Genomic DNA, 17,794 nt, shown 5'->3' with positions numbered 1-17,794 from the left:
GACAGGCGCGTTCTAGCCCTCGAGCAGGCGCTTCGCCTCGTCGAGCGCTGCGGCTTCCTGGGCCATGTTCTTCTCAACCATTGTGCCCATGAACGCTTTCTTGATCCCGGTCAGGGGCGCAGTGATCGAGAAGTCGACCGTGGTGCCGGTGTCGGCCCGCGTGAAGGTGAAGTCAACGCGGGGACGCAAGGGGCCGGTGGTCACCTGGAACCCGAGGGCTCTGTCCAGCTGGTAGGCGACGACGTCCATGTCGGCCTTCACAGCAGCACCGAAAGGCCCGGCTGCGATCTTCTGGTGGACGTGCGCACCCTGGCGCATCTCGCCCTCGAGCGAGATCTCCTTCACGCCGTGACCGCGCCACTTCGGGTCGTTGCTCACGTCGGCGAAGAACGCAAAGACCTCTGCGATTGGCCGATCGATCGTGATGCTGCGCTGCACAGTGGGCATGGGTGCAACGTATCGCGTCGACCAGACACATCGTTCGACGCCAGCCTGGGAGACTGCGCGCTCACAACTCAGCTGTCGAAGTGGGTGACGCGAGACACCAGGCGGTCTTGGCGCACGTCCGCCATGGCCCGCGCGGACAAGCGGCCGTATGACGCTCATCGGAGCCGACGGGGTCGCGGCGGAGCCGGCCGCTTCGGTCGCACCCGCTGGTGGCACGCTGGCCGGTGCTGCCTTACCCGATTTGAAGCAGCCGTGTCAGCCATGAGGCCAAGACCTGGGCGGCACTGGACCTGAGGCCTTTGGACTCTGGCTGCCCGACCACGTCACGGCGAGATTAGGAATATGACGACGCCGTCAGGCACCCGTCTCGGAGTGTGGGGGTGGCCTGGCACTCGCCTCGGCCGACGGGCGGTCACGCTTGCAGGTCTGAGCCTCACGGGCATTGTTCTGCTCGTGCTCGGTTTTGCGCTCGACATCGTCGAGCCAGCGGACAGTTACTCCGACAGCTGGGCACAAACGGTGTGGGGCGTGGGCATCTGGGCGTGCGCGGTCGGGGCCTTCGTCACGGGACTCATTGCGATCGTTCGGCACCGGGAGCGTGCCCGTTTGGTGGCAGTGTCCACGGCTGTCGGCGTCCTTCCCCTGGTCCTCTTGCTCTCGGAGATCGCGCTGGGCAAGTTCTGACCCAACTTCACTCTGTCTTGAGAGGAGTCTGCAATGACCACGACGAACACGAGCGCCGGGACGGGCTCCGAGCGGTCTCCAGTCGGGCTTGCCGGCACGGCACGCACCACCGGACTTCTGTACCTGGGACTGGCGGTCACCGGAGCCCTCGGGTACCAGCTCGTTCGCGGTCAGCTCTACGTCGCCGACGACCCGGAGAGCACACTGTCGAACCGGGTCGACCACACGTCGATGACGCGTCTGGGCATCGTGCTCGAGCTGGGCATCGTGCTGACGCAGGCGCTGGCGGCCGTGTGGTTCTACCGCTTGTTCCGCGGCATCGACATGTTCGCCGCGGGTCTCATCGCCGTCTTCGGGATGGTCAACGCGGTGGCAATCCTGGGGAGCGCCGCGCTACTCGCCACAGCTCTCGACGTGTCGGGTGACAAGTCGTTGGCCGTCTCAGGCGGCACCGCAGCGACCGTGCAACTTCTGTACGTCATCAGCGGCCACCTCTGGGGAGTCGGGGGCCTGTTCTTCGGCCTCTGGCTGATCCCGATGGGCTGGCTCGCGCTCCAGTCACGATGGCTGCCGCGGACGCTGGGCCAGCTGCTCATGCTCGGCGGAGCCGGCTACGTCCTGAGCACGTTCGTCAGCTACATATTCGCGAACGCAGATCTCGTTGCCGGATTGCTGATCGTCCCCGCGACCGTCGGCGAGCTCTGGATCGTCGGATACCTGATCCTCTTCGGGCTCCGCGACGGCGCCCGTTCGGATGCGGGCAGCACGCGGATCGCCGCTGGCTAGTGACACCGACTGCCTGCTCCCGACGTCCCCTCGCCGGGCTTCTAGATGAACAACTCAGATTGAGAGGAGGCGTGTGGGCCATGTCGTCCACGACGTTGCATTCACCACACATCCAGATCGACTCTCGGACCGGCACGCGTTTGCGTGAGCACAGGGCAGTGGCCACGACAGCGGGGATCCTGTACATCATCGGGACGGCGTCCGGGGTCCTCAGCAAGGCCATCACCTACTTCCCGGTGCACAACGCGGACGACCCGCTCGCGTATGCCGCGAAGCACCCTGACGCCGTCGCGACAGGGGCGCTCCTGGTGCTTGTCATGGGCCTCTCGCTCGCATTGGTGCCCGCGGTGCTCTTCCCCATGTTGCGCCGCCTGGACGGAGTGCTGGCTACGGGCTACCTGATCATCCGGGGTGCGGTCGAGGCGACCACCTACGTCATCGTCGCCACCGCATGGCTGCTGCTCGTGCCCCTGGCCGAAACCATGTCGGCCGGACCGGGCACGGCCTCGCCAGCAGGAGTGCGCCTGGGCACCCTGGTGATCGATTCGGATGGCGCCAGCGCCATCATGTCGCTGGTGTTCTGCTTTGGCGGCGCCCTGTTCTACGTCCTGCTGTACCGGTCGCGGATCGTCCCTCGCTGGATCGCGTCATGGGGTCTCATCGGGGTCCCGCTCTACGCGGCCGCCTACCTGCTCGCGATGTACGGAGTGGTCGGGATCAACTCCGCCGAGGTGAACCTGCTCAGCCTGCCGCTGGCCGTTCAGGAGATGGTGCTGGCGGTCTGGATGATCGCGCGCGGCTTCCGTCCGGCGGCCGTCTCGAATCCCTCCGAGATCTAGATAGGCCGAGCAGTCAACGCATGGGGACCTGCGCCTCTACCGACCCACAGAACCACCGTGGAGGCTTGAGCTGGAGGCGGAATCCTCCGTGTCCCGGCGTCGGGTCCCGCAGAGCCGAACAGCCTTTGGGAGGCGCGAATGTCCGCGACTACCGACTATCAGGACTCCTGGGTCAGCCCGCGGATCAAGATCGCCGCACTGTGGGCATCCATGCTGTTCATCTTCGTGTACGTGGACTTGTTCAGCTTGTACCGATCCGACATTCGTGCCGACATCGAGGCCGGCAAGATGTTCGCTTTCACCATCGGACAAGGGTTCTTGCTGGGCGTGACCATCTACATCATGGTTCCCAGTCTGATGGTGTTCCTCAGCCTTGTCCTGCCAGCGAGGGTCGCCCGGATGGCGAACGTTGTCCTGGCCGCCCTCTACGCAGTCACGATCGCGGGGGGCGCCATCGGTGAGTCGAACTACTACTACATTCTCGGCAGCCTCGTTGAGGCCGCTCTGCTGGCAGGAGTCGTCTACTACGCGTGGACCTGGCCGAAGGCCACCGACACTGCTTCCGCCGCATCGGACCGCTACCGCCCCGGCACACCAGTGCACCCTGCTCCGGTTCTACGCCGGTAGCCGGACCACGTCGAACCTGGCGTGGCGGCCCACGACCGGTCGCCTACGTTGCGCGACTCGTGGAGTGGGTCGGGCCCAGGGTCTGCGCATCTAGGCGTGACCCGACCTGTCCACCTTCTCTGCGACCTTGGGCTGCGCCTGGGACTCGGCGGCCGCCAGCAGGCTGCGCAGGCGTCGCAGGCCGCGGTGGCGAGCGACGCGTACCGCAGGCGCACTGATGCCCAGCGCCCGCGCGGTGGTCGCGATGTCGAGCCCGACGACGTCCACGCACGCGATCGTCTCGGCCTCCCGCTGAGGCAGCGTCGCCAGCAGGCGCACGGCGAGGTCACGCCCATCGACTTCGCCGAAGCGGTCCTCGGCGACCCCCCACAACGCGATGGTGTCATCCTCCAACGGGTACGGCGAGGTTCCGCGGCGGCTCTCTCGGCGGCCGCTGTTGCGCGAGAGGTTGCGGGCGATCCCGAAGAGCCAGCCGGTGAACTCGTGACGCCCACCAGTGAACGAGGAAACCTTCCGGGCGGCGACCAGCCAGGCCTCGGCGGCGATGTCGTCGGCGTCCGCTGAGCCCGGGGTGGTTCTCAACCAGAGAAGCAGGCGACCGGCGTTCGCCTCGTACAGCTCTCGCCAGGCGGACGGGTCACCGGCGCCGGCTCGCGCGACGATGTCGTCCGCCTCCGAGCCGGTCATCTGAACCTCCTGCGGTTCTGCTGCTGCCCTCTCGACGGACTCCGCGCCACCGTCCTCCCGTTCTACGGATCCGACCACATGGTGGTTCAGACGACGACGGCGACCTGCGTGGATGCAGGTCGCCGTCGTCTTGGGCGTCTCAGCCGTCGCCACCGTCGGACCCGGAGGAACCGCCGTCGCCCGAGTCGCCGGAGTCGCCGGAGCTGTCGTGCGAGCTGTCGCCGGAGTGATCACTGGTGCCTGTGTCTCCGGAGCCAGTGCTCTGGTCCTCGGACTGGTCTCCGCTCTGGTCGCCGCTCTGGTCCTCACCCTGGTCGTCGGCGTTCTCGCCCTGGTCGTCGCCGCTCTGGTCGTCCGCCGACTCACTCACGTCGTCGCCGGGTTCCTGGGACTTGGTGTCCTCCGGAGTCGGCGCGATGGTCGGTGTCGGCTCGTCGGTCTCGGGTGTCTCCGAGGGTTCGTCCTGGGGAGTCACGACGTTTGCTGGGGTCGGCGGCTTCGGGTCCTCACTGGTGATCTTGCCGGCGGCGTACGCTCCGCCGACGCCGAGCAGGACCACCGCTGCGGCGCCTGCGGCTACTCGTACGCCAATCCTGGTCGTGCGCACTGCTGTACCTCCTCGCGTCGGGGGACCGGATGCGGCCGCCAGATCGGCGAGCACACCGAAGAATGCGTCCTCGACGGGTGCCGCCGGTGGTTCGCTGCGCAGCAGCGCCGCGAGCTCATGGCGTGATCGACGACGTCCCATACCCAGTACATGTCACGGAACCGCCGCCGCGTTACGCCGCCGACGCAGAATGTTCGGCCGCGCGCGTGACTGACTCCACGGCAACCGGTGACCAGCCGTCTGCGCATGCTTGGTCGCTGACCCGCAGATCCAACGTGCGTCCGAGTCGCGCCGGTCTGACGCGGGTCGCGCAGTCGACCCACGACCACGCCCGCGCCGTGCGGTATCGAGATCCCGCGCTTCGGCGCGGGTGAGTGTGGCCGGGTCGACGCGAGCGCGGACCCGGCTCAGTGACTCATCCGACCGGCGTACCGCGCCAGTAGGTGGTCGCAGGAACGACCGAGCAGTTGAATGCGAACCCGAGGTTGATCTTGATGGCATAACCGGCATCGACCGCGTCCTGGATCTGCTGGTCGGTGGTGAGGTGGGTGATCGCATCGGCTTCCACCGCTGCGGGTGTCCACAGCACCTCGACGACGTACCAGGCGATGTTGAAGTCCGGCGCTCCGGGCGGGTCGGCGATGTGGTCGTGGCCCGGCACGGCGCTCGGGTCAGTGCCGTAGACCGAAGGCATCGCGCCGGTGGCAACACCCGCGACAATTCCGTCGTGGTCCGGGCAGTTGCCGGGCACGCCCATGCAGTTCAGGGTCCCGGAGTATCCCGGCGGGTACTCCACCAGGTACAGCGGCGACTGTGCATGGCTGTTGGAAACCGACGGGAACGGCGCACCCGTCGGTGTGAGCAGATACATCAACCCGCCAGTGTCGGCGTTGTACGCCGGCTCGACCGCGGCGTGACCGTGACCCAGCATCCGCTCGCCGCTCGGCAGGCTTCCCGACGTCGCCGGGGCAGCGACACCCACCCCGACCACCAGAACGTACGCCGCGGTTGTGCCAAGCAGCTTCATGACTCGTCTCATGTGAGCCCCCTTCGTCAGGGCGGCCCCAGCTCTCGGGCCCGAGGCACCATGCGAGTGAGCAGGTGTGGTCGCCGATCAATGAGTGATACCAAGCAACGTATGGCCCTCGCGGCATGCCGCCTATCACCCGTAGGTGCTACCAGCGATGGGCAGCATGGGCCACCCGGACGAAACCTCGACGAAGAAGAGGGGCCGCTACCCCCGCGATGCCGGAACGCGCGCGGCAGCCTCTGGAGCCCCTTGATGCGCGCCTTCCCCACGGGTCACAAATGGAGCATGATGGTTGTTCCTCCCAATCCGCCTGCGTGAGCGAATCAAGCTCTGGCCGGCGGAACACAACTCGGGTCACGGGGGTGACGCGATGCATAGACAGACCGATGACGATCCGCAGTGGGACCTGGTCCTCGAGATCGCCTCGAAGCTCTGGTACTACGGCGAGCACCTGTTCGTCGTCAACCCGAGCCCGCACCAACAGCTCGTCGACGTCCACTGGGCCGCGCTCCAGGCCGGGCGGTTGCTGGGTGTGCGAGCCAAGGTCACGGTCAGCGAGCCGTTCAGCAAGACCGATCCCCGGGTCACGGTGACCATCACCTTTGAGGATCCGACCGGGCGCGTCAGGTCGCGAGCCAAGGAAGGGTTCGAACGACTGCTCCACGAGGTTCGCCAGCAGTCCAAGCCGTGACCAGCACAACCGATCACGCTGGGCTGGGTTAGTGCGCTGACCGCGCCGGCCGGTGACGTCGCGTGTCGCGGCGGTCGAGGGTTGCTTCGTTGCAGTGCGCGTCCGGGCCGACCGCACCGGATCAGGATCACGCTCGATTCCGAGGACCGGCGACACACCTGGGTCACGGTCCACCACGAGCTGTCGTACGCCGGCGACGCCGTCAGACTCGGCCCTGTCGCGCCGGTCTCGGGCGACGGGCGCGGCGTGCACCTGACGGTGACCGATTGAGGTGTCAGTTCGTGGCGGTGTCGGCGCTGGTGAGCAGTTGCCCGATCCATGCGTCGATGTCGTGGTGCTCGGTGCCTTCGGGCACGGTGGCCAGTGAGGCCGAGACGAAGTTGTGGACAGCGCGTGAGGGGAACTGGAGCATCGTGCAGCCGTCGGGTGAGTCGAGCTCGACGATGACCACCGCGGTACCGGCGGTGTCGAGGCAGGGCCAGACGTGGACGTCGCCGTCACCGGTCGGCTCGAACTGCCCGTGCAGGATCAGGTCGCGCGCGAAGGTCCACCGCACTGGACCGGAGATCGACTCGATCACCATGCTCACCGCCAACGGGTCGGCCGGGTCGTAGTGGAACTCGGCACTGAACGCGAGGTCGACTTCGGTCTCGGCCCCGGTGATCTGGACCGCGGTCATGGTGGTGGTGTGCTCGCCGTTCATGTGTTGCCCCCGGATGTCCGGGCCCGTGGTGGGCCGTTCGGGAAGGAAACGGCGGTCGGCAGCCGTCCTGACACGGAACGAGCAACTGGTCTAGTAACAATGCCAACTGGTCTAGTTCACCCCTCGCGGTTCGTCGCCGCACCAGGTGCAGGCGAAAGGTCGAGGTCCGGCAGGAAGGAGTCCTGCGCCTTGTCTCATCTGGTGCAGGCCCAGCCCCTCCATCTCCGCGAGGGACCGTCGGGGCGCAGGCGGGGTGCTTCGGCTGCATCGTCCCCCCGGAGCCATGAAGGCAGAACGGCCCCGCGTCGGCACATCCCCCATCTCCGCATGAGCGGACGTGCGCTTGGAAGGTGGCAAGGCGCATCCCTGTCGCGGCGCGGGTATCGGCATGAAGCACTCACGCGATGCTGCCCGACTTCAGATACGCGTTCGATACGACCCGAGACCGCCGCGGCAGCATTGTGCGACCAGCGGCGGCGGTGTAGACCGAGCAGCGGGGACCGACCTAGAGATTCGGCAGGACCGCCATGGACATCGAGTCAGTCATCGAGCAGTACCACTCGTCGATGGACGCTTTCGCCGGGGGCGATCCGGCGCCTGTCAAAGCACTGTACGCACGGAGCGACGACGTGCTGCTCGCGAATCCGTTTGGCGGCTCCTCGCGCGGCTGGGATGCAGTGTCGAAGGCGCTGGACTTCGCGTCATCGAACTTCCGCGATGGCACACCCGTCGAGACCGAGGAGGTCACGCGCTACACCGGTGCGGATCTCGTCACCCTTTTCGAACTCGAGCACTGGCAGGTCAAGGTGGCCGGCCGTACCGAGGTGTTGCCATTTCACCTGCGCGTGACGACCACGTTTCGTCGCGAGAGCGATGGGTGGAGAGTAGTCAGTCGGCATGCCGACCCCCTGACGACACCGCATCCCGACGGTCCTCTTCGTCCCACGAACTGAGCCACGGATCTTGGCCGCGTTCTCGACGCGCAGTTACGAATAGAACCGTCCGCTCACGGTCGAGACCATGCGCCGGCAAGCGAAGGAAAGACGCATCTCTGCGCCTGCGCCACATTCTGCGTCGAAGATCGACGCGGATGTGTGCGCGCCATGGCCACGAGCTGGGACACCTTCGACCCCGAGCGACGACACCGCGAGCCGTCGCGGGCCGGTACTGGACAGAAAGACTCCGGTCTTCTGCAGACCCTGGTCATGCGTAGCCAGAAGGATCCGACGGAGGTGTTCGTCGTTGTCGTGTTCGAGAGCGAGGAGAAGGCTCGCGCCCGCGAGCAGGATCCCAGGCGCCAGGAACCGCTTCAGCGCATCCGCGCAGCGATGGGGGATGTGTTGAGCGGGCCGCCTGAGTTCTTCGACTGCAACGTTCTCCTCGACGCGTAGCCGAACAGAGGCGCGAGCTGGTCCGGTCGCCTCGCCACGAGTGCGTCCGGCCCGCGGTGGAAGACGCACATCAACGGCGGCACGGAGGCAGACCATCCGCCAACGTCATGAACGCTCGCCGGGACGACGTGCTGACTGCTCACCGCTCGCCGCTCGCCGCTCGCCGGGCCAGGTGGACACCTGCGTGCCAGGTCCCACGGCCGACGCGAGACCCGTCAGCACCGTGTGCCTCAGGTGTGCCGCGGCGCAAACCCCGCTGACGGTCGCTCGGCCGGCGCGGTATCTGACGCACTCCCGCGCCCTCCTCGTAGAGATATCCACCCATCGCGCGCCACGTCACGCACTGCTCGGAGGAGGCTCGCATGAACGAGCTGTTTCGCTTCCTGATGCTTCGCCCGGCCGACCTGCCCTCTCCCGATGCGGTGCAGGTCCTGGCGCCGCGGAAGATCGACACCGGCTCCACCAAGGCCGTCGCCCGGCGTCAGGCGGTCGAGCTGCTCCGCGCCGGTCCCGACGTGGTCCGCGTCGAGGATCTCGCGCACGCCGAGGTAGCCCTCGCCGTACGCGCCGCCCTCACCGAGGCGCCGCAGCCGCTCGCTGATGTGCGCACGCTCGTCGGGACCTTCGAGAACGGCTCGCTCGACGACCTGGTCGGCAAGGCCGACTTCAAGGCCGACGAGCAGCACCTCGCCGACACTCTGGTCGCGACGAAGCTGGTTTCCGACTCCGCTGACACCGATGCCCGCGGCCTGGCTGCCGCCGCCCAGGGGTACGACGCGATCCGACGTGCCGCCGAAGGCGCCGACCCGGTGGCGCTGCGGCCCCTGCAGATGCCGGACTTCGGCACGGACGCCAGGGACCCTGACAAAGGCACCGACTTCCCCAGCCGCCGCCTCGTCGAGGGGGCCGACCAGCCGTCGGCTCCGGCACCGCAGCCGCCCGAGGACGACCCGCGCCGGCAGCTGGTCACCCGCATCGACGCGGCGATCGAGGCGCTCGGGGCCGTCCGTGCCGAGGACTTCCACACGGCGCCCACCGGTGACCGGACGGACAGCCAGTCCGTGGCCCGGCTGGCCGGACGGGTGGCCGACCTGGAGCACCAGCTCGGCGAGCAACCGAGGACGCAGACGCCCAGCGGTGCGAGCCAGGTCGGTACGCCGTGGCGGCTGGCCTCCGAGCGGGTCGGCCAGCTGCCCGGCGCCGTACGGCAGACCCTCGAACACCTGAACATCGACGTCGGCACCACGGCGCTGCCCGAGGTGATGCTGTCCCTGCACACCGCCCGCACCGAGGCGATGATGTCGGTCGACAAGGCCGCCGTCTTCAAGGACGACCTCGTCGTCAAGCTCGGCGGCGTGTTCGCCCCGAGCGGTCCGGCCGGCGACTATGTCGGCAGTCCCGCCAGCGGCATGCCCACCGGGCACGGCAGCATCCACCCCGTCGGCGTCGGCGACCTGCTGATGGTCAAGGAGCACGTGCTCCGCTACGAGGGTGGCGAGCTCGCGCACGTCGAGAACGTGCTCAAGTCCGAGCACCTGGAGCGTCGCACCCGTCACCTCGAGCGCACCGAGACCACCGTGCTCACCGAGTCCGAGACGACGAAGGAGGAGGAGCGAGACACCCAGTCGACCGACCGCTTCTCGCTGCGGCGCGAGACCAGCAACACCGTCAAGCAGGACACCCAGTTCAAGGCCGGCGTGTCCGTGGATGCGAAGTACGGCCCGTTCGTGGAGGTGAAGGCCAATGCCGACTTCGCCACCAACAGCTCGAGCGAGTCGTCCACCAAGCAGGCTGCCGAGTTCAGCAAGGATGTCGTCGCCCGCTCGGTGAGCAAGGTGGTCGAGCGCGTCCTCGAGCGGCGTACGACGACCACGCTGAGCGAGTTCGAGGAGAAGTACAGCCATGGCTTCGACAACACCAAGGGCGCGGTCAACATCAGCGGCGTCTACCAGTGGGTCGACAAGGTCGTGCAGGCGCAGGTGTACAACTACGGCAAGCGGATGCTCTTCGACGTCACCCTGCCCGAGCCGGCGACCGCGTTCATCGTCGCCCAGGGGACGAGCAAGCAGGAGGGCCAGCAACTGGTCAAGCCGGCGCCGTTCACCCTGACCGCCGACCAGATCACCGAGTCCAACTACACGTTCTGGGCCGCCAAGTACGACGTGACCGGCGTCGAGGCGCCGCCCCCTCCCTACAAGACGGTCACCAAGTCCTTCGACGGCGTACAGCCGGAGGACCCGCACGAGTCGTCGAAGTCGGAGGAGCTGGCGATCGACGAGGGGTTCCAGGCGAAGTACGCGTTGATCCAGTGCGGCTACTGGTACTACGACGGCGCCTACTGGCCGATGATGATCGGGTCGAACTTCGTGGACATGATGGGCCCGCAGGGCTACGCGGACATGAGCGGCGAGGTCGGGTCGGTGGCGTTCTCCTACATGACCCACGGAATCCGCGACTTCGCGGCGACGGTCGAGGTGTTCTGCGAGCGCACCGCGCGGGCGGTCAAGGCCTGGCAGCTCAAGGCGCACGACGCGATCACCCAGGGCTACCAGGCGAAGCTGCAGGACTACGAGAACAAGCTCGCCGAGGCGGCGGCCGCCACCGGGGTCACGATCAGCGGGCGCAACCCGATGTGGAACCAGCGGATCACCACCACCGAGCTGCGCAAGCAGTGCCTGACGATGCTCACCGCCCAGCAGTTCGAGGCGTTCGGTGCGCTCGAGGTCTCAGCGCAGGGCTACCCGCAACCGAACCTCGCCCGTGCCGACGCGCAGATGCCCTACGTCAGGTTCTTCGAGCAGGCCTTCGAGTGGGAGCACCTCGTCTACTTCTTCTACCCGTACTTCTGGGGCTGGAAGCCGGCGTGGCAGCACCGGATGCTGCTCGACGACGTCGACCCCGGCTTCGCGGACTTTCTGCGGGCGGGTGCCGGGCGGGTGGTCTTCCCCGTCCGACCGGGCTTCGAGGCGGCGGTGGTGCACTACCTCGAGACAGGGGAGATCTGGAACGGGGGACCGCCGCCGGACATCAGCCAGTCGACGTACGTGCCGATCGTCAAGGAGATCCAGGAGGCGCAGGGTGCACCCGGCGACGAGGTCGCCCAGGGCGAACCCTGGCTGGTCCGGCTGCCGACCACGCTGGTCAAGCTGCGTGCCGACGACGCCCTCCCCGAGTGGCACAAGGTCGGGGAGGACTGGCAGCCGGCGAACTGACGCCGGCTGCCGAGGGAAGGGGCATCCCATGAAGCAGATCCTGCTGGTGGCCGGCGTCGACTTCGAGTTCCACGGGGTCGACTTCCGGTCACTGGCCGACAATCGACGCGCGCTCCTGGAGCGGAAGAACACCAAGCACGACGACCTGCGGTTCATCACCATGGACGTGCGCTCGGGCCAGGTCGAGGTCCGCGACATCACCTTCCCCAGTGGCAAGCGCACCGAGACCGTCGCGTCCACGACACCGTTCACGCCGGTCACCCAGGCGAGCTACGGCACCAACGCGGCAGGACAGGTGCGCTTGAAGCCAGCGCTGTACACGGTCATGTCGATCACCGACGTCTACGCTCGCGTGCGCGACATCGGCAGCAAGGACCCGGGGACGCTGGTCGAGCTCAGCTTCTTCAGTCATGGCTGGATGGGCGGGCCGATCCTGGCGAACAGCAACGACGACCGGCTCATGACGCTCATGATCCCGAACCCATTCGGACCCGCGACGCCGATGACTGTGGCGGTGACCGGCAACGCACGCGACCCGGACGACAAGGACGCGCGTGGCCACCTCGACTTCGTCGCCCCCACCATGGACCCGCCGGCGCTCAAGCTGTTCAAGGACGCGTTCGCCTCTGACGGCTACGCCTGGCTCTGGGGATGCGCCTTCCCGAAGGTCATCCATCACGCCCTCTGGGCCATGGAGCAGTCGAAGGACTACAAGAGCTCCGGGCTCGGACAGGACGTCGTCGTGCACATGCCGGCCGTGACCGCCGACGACGTCGCGTACCTCGAGCAGATACTGGCGCCGAAGCTCGGCACCTTTCCGTCCCGCAGCTCGTTGGCGGTGCAGTTCAAGTACCTTCGTTGGGCCTTCTTCGTCGCGAACCAGATGTCCTACGCCTACGTGTTCACCGTGATGACCGGCATCGAGGTGCGCGCCGCCGCCCTCGGCACGTACGCCGAGTACGACACCGCCGGGGACAAGCTCATGAACGTGTACTCGGGCTTCACCGCCCACTTCAACTTCTACAAGAACTACCTCGGCATGAAGTTCGACCCCGAGGGCAGGCGGTACGCCGTCTACACTTCCGCCCTCACCTGCCCTGTCCCGTGAGGCTTCCGATGTCCGAGTGGACGCGCATCGCTGGGGCGTCGGTCATGTTCGCGGCGAAATGAAGCAGGTCGTTGACGCGCAACGCGTCAGCTCTGCACCTTGGCCCGATAACGGAGCGGCGCCGCCTCGAGCTGGACGGTTCCCTTGACATGGTTCTGACCGAGATCGAGCCAGCCGCTGTGGCGTTGGCGGCCGATACCGTGCGGTCATGGAGGACTTGGTGAAACCTGTTTGGGCGCTGACTGGTACCGCCCTCATGTTCGGTGCCATCGTCGTCATCGCCGCCAACCCGGATTGGGAGCGCATCAACTGGGGAGACGCGCCCACCTGGTTCGCTGGTGTAGTCGCGGTCGTGGCGCTCTACTACGCCAGCAAAGCCGCTAGCCACGCTATCGGCATCCTGAGGCTTGAGCAGGCCCGCGAGAACCGGGCGCTCCAGGCTCAGGATGAGCGGCAAGCCGCGGCGGAACGTGCTGAGCAGGCCGACAGAGTCGCGGCCTGGAACAATGGCGACTTCACGGTCATAAACGGCAGCAACCTCCCGATCTGGGACGTCGAACTGACTGCCCACGACCCAGAGGTCCCGAATGCAAACTGTGCGGGAGAACGTTCGGCTGATTCCTCCGGGGCATCACCAGTACGCATTCCCGAACTACGAGCCGGGTGTCGTTGGCATGGACGAACGTGGCCTGCCCGTCCACGACGATTCATGGACGCAATTGCAGGTCGACATCCGATTCCGAGACGCTGCCGGCAGGATTTGGATGCGCGACCGCTATGGGAGCTTGCATCTCGTAGGCCGAGCAGCGTTCGTCACGCCTGGCGGAATCACGGGGACGGCGTCCCTGAACCTGAACGCCAGAATGGCGGGTGCCGACGATCCTCCGCGCCTCTGACCTCGAGACTCAATGCCGGGTTACCTCTACCCCGGGCACGCCTCGTAGCCGGACGCAAGCCGGGCGAAGTGACGCTTCCTCGAACAGCTATCGCGAGAAGATTGGCCCTGTTGGCAGATCCGCAGCAGATCGCGCTTTCGCGGCAGCAGTCCACGCCGGGACACGTCGCAGACCTCGCCGTTCTTGGTAGGGCGGGTGGGGCTCGAACCCACGACCCAAGGATCATGAGGCCGATCCGAGCGGACGGAGACGAACGTCGACGGACGGAATCCGCCTAGAAACAAGGGCATTCCGTCTGGTGGGCGTCGTCGTTTTCGAGTGGTTCTCAGTCCGCGTGCGGACTGATTGCGGACTCCTCCCACCTCTCCCCCGTCCCCGACAGCCAGCCCGACCAGGGCGTCGGTCGGCGGCCGGACAATCGGGTCGTCGGGGACGGGCTCGCTCATGCCCACGTCTCCTTCCGATGCGGCGAGGACGGCGCGCCAGCGCCGCCCGCAGCCGCTCCGCCGGCGGAGCCGGAGGATTGACGCAGTACAGACATTCATCGCCGCACCGAGACCTGGGCGGGCGTCGGAAGGCTGCCGGGGCGTCGCCTGCCGCCTCGGACGGCCTACCTGAGGCAAGCGTCAGCACGTATCCTCGGTGCACGTCTCGGGCCGCTGACGGAGGGCTGATGGACATTCGCGCGCTGCGCTACGTGGTGACTCTCGCCGAGGAGCTGCACTTCGGCAGGGCGGCCGGCCGGCATTTCATCTCCGCCCAGCCTTTTGGTCAGCAGGTGCAGCGCCTCGAGCGCGAGCTGGGAGTGCGGCTGTTCGAGCGGACCAGCCGCCGGGTGAGCCTGACCCCGGCCGGTGCGCGTTTCGTCGACCGGGCGCGGATGATCCTGGCCGAGCTCGACCAGTTGCGCCAGATCGCCGTCGAGGAGGATCGACGAGCGGTCGGCTCCCTGCGCGTCGGCGTCCTGGGGTTCGGCATCGGCGACCGCTGGGAGGCACTGCGCTGTGCGGTGGACGTGCAGCAACAGGACCTCCCGCTGGAGTACCGCGACCTGGACCTGGTCGACCAGTACGACGCCTTGCGGCGAGGTGACGTCGACGTGGCCATCGTGCAGTTCGTCGGCGACCTCGACGGGCTCGACCTTCAACCTGTCCTGGCGTCGCCGCGGGTTGCGGTCCTGCCGGCGTCGAGCGCGCTCAGCGAGGCGTCGTACCTCACCGTGGGCGACCTGGACGGTGTGCCGTGGCTCGACGTCGCCACGCGCGAGCCGATGCTGCGCTCGTGGATGGGCCCCGCGGCGGATGCGGACGCGCTGAGCGTGCGCCACCCCGCCGGCATTCCGACCGCGGTGGCGACAACCGGTCGGGTGTCGTTGCACGCTGCGGCTGCCGCCCAGTACTACCCGCGTCCTGATGTGCGGTTCGTGCCGGTAGAAGGGCCTCCGGTCCGGGTGGCACTCGCGACGCGCACGGGGGACGATCGCCCGACCGTGGCCGCGTTCCGGCGTGCGGCGGCGGTCGTCCGGGCTGCCGACGCGGTCTGGCCGCTCGCGGACACAGCCTGACCGTCGCTGGTCATCATTCCCGGTGCGCAGACCCGGGATCGCAACATTCTTGGCTGATGATCTCTCCGCGTGACCCTGTTGGACTGCGGGTGACGGTCCTCACATGGGGGCCGTGCACAGGCATCGATTCGGAGCAGGTGGTCGGTCATGGCGACTCAGCGAACTCTCGTCCGCGGCGGACACGTTGTCTCGATGGACCCGGACATCGGAGAGCTGCCGCACGGCGACGTGCTCATCGAGGACGGCGTGATCGTGGCGGTGGCGCCGTCGCTCGGTGAGGTCGACGCGGAAGTGATCGACGCGAGCGGGCACATCGTGGCGCCCGGGTTGATCGACACCCACCGGCACACCTGGCAAACCCAGATGCGAGCGCTGTGCGCCGACTGGACGTTGACTGATTACCTGTTCGGCGTGCGGTTCTCGGTTTCGCCGGCGTACGCGCCGGAGGACGTGCACCTGGGCAACCTGCTGGGGGCAGTGGACGCGCTGGAGTCCGGGGTCACGACGATCCTGGACTTCTCTCACTGCAACAACACCCCGGAGCACGCCGACGCTGCCGTGACCGGACTCCTGGACGCCGGGATCCGGGCGGTGTTCGGCTACGGATTCTTCGAGTCCAGCCCGATGGCACCGCCGCACTTCGCCGAGCACAGCGCGCGTCTGAAGGACTTTGAGCGCGTCGCCGACGAGTACTTCTCCTCGCCATCCGGGCTCGTGACACTCGGCGTTGCCCTGACCGAAGTCGGCGTCATCCCCTTGTCGGCCACCGCCGCCGAGGTCGCGGTGGCGCGGGAGCGCTCGGCAATCCAGGTCACCCACACCGGCTGCGTGTGGGGACTCCCGAACGGCATCCACGAGCTGGACGCCGCAGGCTTGATCGGCCCGGACCAGGTGCACGTGCACTGCAACACCCTCACCGAGGACGAGTGGCAGATCCTGGCTCGTCGCGGCGCGAAGGTGTCGATCTCGGTGGAGACCGAGCTCAATATGGGCATGGGCCGGCCGGCGTTCGCCGCCTGCGAGCGGCACGGCATCGCCCCGACCCTGTCGTGCGACATCATCTCGCTCAACACAGGTGATCTCTTTGCCCAGCTGCGCCAGGGCCTCGGCTTCAAGCGCTGGGCCGACGCGGAGGCGATCAACCTCTCCGGTGGCGACCCCGAGCGGGTCTCCACCACTGCGCTCGAGGCACTGCGCTGGTCGACGGTCAACGCCGCCGACGCGATCGGTCTGGGTGACCGGATCGGAAGTCTCACCCCGGGCAAGCAGGCCGACCTGATCGTCGTGGGTGGACCGGGTACGTCGCAGCACCCGGTGGTCGACGCCGCCGGCACCTTGATCTTCCAGACCACGACCTCCGACGTGCGGACCGTGCTGGTGGCGGGGCGCATGGTCAAGCGCGACGGCGCGATGGCCGGCGTTGATCTGCCCGCCTTGCTCGGCAGGGCGGACGCCTCGGCAGCCGACGTCCTCGCCCGGGTTCGGGCAGCGGTGCCGGTGCTCCCGCCCGTGCCGCCCGGCGGGTTCCGGGTGATCCGTGACATGGCGTCGGCCAACCTGACCGCATGATCCTCGGTCCGCAGGCCACTCCCACTCCCCCCGGGCCCGGGTCCGGGACGCTGGACGAGGTGTGCCCGGGAGTGCACGCCTGGGTCCAGCCCGACGGCTCGTGGTGGGTGAACAACGCCGGTGCGGTCGCAGGCGGCGACAGCGTGCTCGTCGTGGACACCTGTGCCACCGAAGCGCGCACCCGCAGGTTCCTCGATGCCGTCCACACCTCCACGGGAGGGCTGCCCGTGCGGTTCGCGGTCAACACCCACCAGCACGGCGACCACGCGTACGGCAACAGTCTGCTGCCGGCCTCGACGGTGCTCTTCGGTCATCCGAACATGCGCGAGGGACTTCGGATGGACCCCGTGATCGAAGGGTGTCCGCCACTGTGGGATCCCGTTCCCGACTGGGGCGGGGTGACCAGGCGGTTGCCGCACGTCACCGTCGAGTCAGCCCTGACCCTCCACCTCGGTGACCGACGCATCGACCTGCTGCACCCGGGCACCCCCGCGCACACAACCGGCGACCTGGTCGCCTGGCTCCCTGAGGAACGGGTCCTGTTCTCCGGCGACCTCGTGTTCGCCGGGCTCACGCCCCTGGTGTTCATGGGGTCGGTGACCGGAGCGCTCTCTGCCTTCGACTGGTTGGCGTCGTTCGCGGCCGAAGCGCTCGTCCCCGGCCACGGACCGGTCCTCAGGGGGCCGGCGATCGACGAGGTTCTCGAGCAGCACCGGCGGTACTACCGGTTCCTGATCCACACCGCGGAGGACGGGCGGTCCCGCGGATGGTCGGCGTTGGAGGCGGCCCGCCAAGCGGACCTGGGCGAGTTCGCCGGCTGGGCGGACGCGGAGCGCATCGTGCTGAATCTGCACCGCCTGTACGCCGACCACGAGGGCCGCGAGCTGGACATCCCGGCCGCGTTCGGCGACGCCATCGCCTGGCTCGGCCGACCGATGCACACGTGGGTGTGA

At 67.7% G+C, this 17,794-nt stretch carries 17 protein-coding genes; 12 read left to right on the top strand and 5 right to left on the bottom strand.

Annotation, left to right across the window (positions count from 1 at the left end; genetic code table 11):
• Positions 1 to 12 precede the first annotated feature (12 nt).
• Complete coding sequence (locus EFL26_RS13340; RefSeq protein WP_183408176.1) at positions 13 to 447, bottom strand: SRPBCC family protein; 435 nt, start codon at positions 445 to 447, stop codon at positions 13 to 15.
• 342 nt (positions 448 to 789) lie between these two features.
• On the opposite strand from EFL26_RS13340, the gene EFL26_RS13335 reads away from it, so the two are divergent.
• From EFL26_RS13335 to EFL26_RS13320, 4 genes are all read left to right on the top strand, one after another.
• A complete protein-coding gene (locus EFL26_RS13335; RefSeq protein WP_148046707.1) occupies positions 790 to 1,131 on the top strand; it encodes a hypothetical protein in 342 nt (113 codons plus the stop codon).
• A gap of 33 nt (positions 1,132 to 1,164) precedes the next feature.
• Complete coding sequence (locus tag EFL26_RS13330) at positions 1,165 to 1,917, top strand: DUF4386 domain-containing protein (RefSeq protein ID WP_123223338.1); 753 nt, start codon at positions 1,165 to 1,167, stop codon at positions 1,915 to 1,917.
• Positions 1,918 to 1,997: 80 nt separating this feature from the next.
• Entirely contained in the window at positions 1,998 to 2,756 is a 759-nt protein-coding gene (locus EFL26_RS13325) for a DUF4386 domain-containing protein (RefSeq protein ID WP_148046706.1), read from the top strand.
• Positions 2,757 to 2,894: 138 nt separating this feature from the next.
• Positions 2,895 to 3,383, top strand: a complete 489-nt coding sequence (locus tag EFL26_RS13320) for a DUF6326 family protein (RefSeq protein ID WP_123223336.1) — start codon at positions 2,895 to 2,897, stop codon at positions 3,381 to 3,383.
• 90 nt (positions 3,384 to 3,473) lie between these two features.
• Here the strand turns inward: EFL26_RS13320 and EFL26_RS13315 are convergent, their stop codons facing one another.
• The 3 genes from EFL26_RS13315 to EFL26_RS13305 form a co-directional block, all read right to left on the bottom strand.
• The gene (locus tag EFL26_RS13315) at positions 3,474 to 4,070 is read right to left on the bottom strand and encodes an RNA polymerase sigma factor (RefSeq protein ID WP_123223335.1); all 597 of its coding nucleotides are present in this window, start codon (positions 4,068 to 4,070) and stop codon (positions 3,474 to 3,476) included.
• A gap of 139 nt (positions 4,071 to 4,209) precedes the next feature.
• Positions 4,210 to 4,677 carry a hypothetical protein gene (locus EFL26_RS13310; protein WP_148046705.1) on the bottom strand — a complete coding sequence of 156 codons (468 nt, stop codon included), beginning with the start codon at positions 4,675 to 4,677 and terminating at the stop codon, positions 4,210 to 4,212.
• A gap of 415 nt (positions 4,678 to 5,092) precedes the next feature.
• Entirely contained in the window at positions 5,093 to 5,704 is a 612-nt protein-coding gene (locus tag EFL26_RS13305; protein ID WP_123223333.1) for a hypothetical protein, read from the bottom strand.
• A gap of 373 nt (positions 5,705 to 6,077) precedes the next feature.
• Between EFL26_RS13305 and EFL26_RS13300 the strand changes: the two genes are divergently transcribed.
• Positions 6,078 to 6,398: a hypothetical protein gene (locus EFL26_RS13300; RefSeq protein ID WP_123223332.1), complete on the top strand. Its 321-nt coding sequence runs from the start codon at positions 6,078 to 6,080 to the stop codon at positions 6,396 to 6,398.
• Between the two features lie 274 nt (positions 6,399 to 6,672).
• Here the strand turns inward: EFL26_RS13300 and EFL26_RS13290 are convergent, their stop codons facing one another.
• Complete coding sequence (locus EFL26_RS13290; protein WP_123223330.1) at positions 6,673 to 7,101, bottom strand: SsgA family sporulation/cell division regulator; 429 nt, start codon at positions 7,099 to 7,101, stop codon at positions 6,673 to 6,675.
• A gap of 527 nt (positions 7,102 to 7,628) precedes the next feature.
• On the opposite strand from EFL26_RS13290, the gene EFL26_RS13285 reads away from it, so the two are divergent.
• The 7 genes from EFL26_RS13285 to EFL26_RS13255 all read left to right on the top strand — a co-directional run bounded on the left by EFL26_RS13285 (position 7,629) and on the right by EFL26_RS13255 (position 17,794).
• Entirely contained in the window at positions 7,629 to 8,054 is a 426-nt protein-coding gene (locus EFL26_RS13285; protein WP_123223329.1) for a YybH family protein, read from the top strand.
• Positions 8,055 to 8,204: 150 nt separating this feature from the next.
• Entirely contained in the window at positions 8,205 to 8,492 is a 288-nt protein-coding gene (locus tag EFL26_RS13280; RefSeq protein ID WP_148046704.1) for a hypothetical protein, read from the top strand.
• Positions 8,493 to 8,854: 362 nt separating this feature from the next.
• The gene (locus tag EFL26_RS13275; RefSeq protein WP_123223327.1) at positions 8,855 to 11,704 is read left to right on the top strand and encodes a hypothetical protein; all 2,850 of its coding nucleotides are present in this window, start codon (positions 8,855 to 8,857) and stop codon (positions 11,702 to 11,704) included.
• Positions 11,705 to 11,732: 28 nt separating this feature from the next.
• Positions 11,733 to 12,812, top strand: a complete 1,080-nt coding sequence (locus EFL26_RS13270; RefSeq protein ID WP_123223326.1) for a hypothetical protein — start codon at positions 11,733 to 11,735, stop codon at positions 12,810 to 12,812.
• A 1,569-nt stretch (positions 12,813 to 14,381) separates the two neighbouring features.
• Positions 14,382 to 15,272 (top strand): LysR family transcriptional regulator, encoded by an 891-nt coding sequence (locus EFL26_RS13265; RefSeq protein WP_123223325.1) that lies wholly within the window; start codon positions 14,382 to 14,384, stop codon positions 15,270 to 15,272.
• 147 nt (positions 15,273 to 15,419) lie between these two features.
• Complete coding sequence (locus EFL26_RS13260; RefSeq protein WP_123223324.1) at positions 15,420 to 16,841, top strand: amidohydrolase family protein; 1,422 nt, start codon at positions 15,420 to 15,422, stop codon at positions 16,839 to 16,841.
• Positions 16,838 to 17,794, top strand: coding sequence for an MBL fold metallo-hydrolase (locus EFL26_RS13255; RefSeq protein WP_123223323.1), 957 nt, complete (start codon positions 16,838 to 16,840; stop codon positions 17,792 to 17,794). Before EFL26_RS13260 ends, EFL26_RS13255 begins: the two co-directional genes overlap by 4 nt.

Source organism: Nocardioides pocheonensis (genome assembly GCF_003725535.1).
GTDB lineage: Bacteria > Actinomycetota > Actinomycetes > Propionibacteriales > Nocardioidaceae > Marmoricola > Marmoricola pocheonensis.
This window is presented reverse-complemented; position numbering and strand designations above follow the sequence as displayed.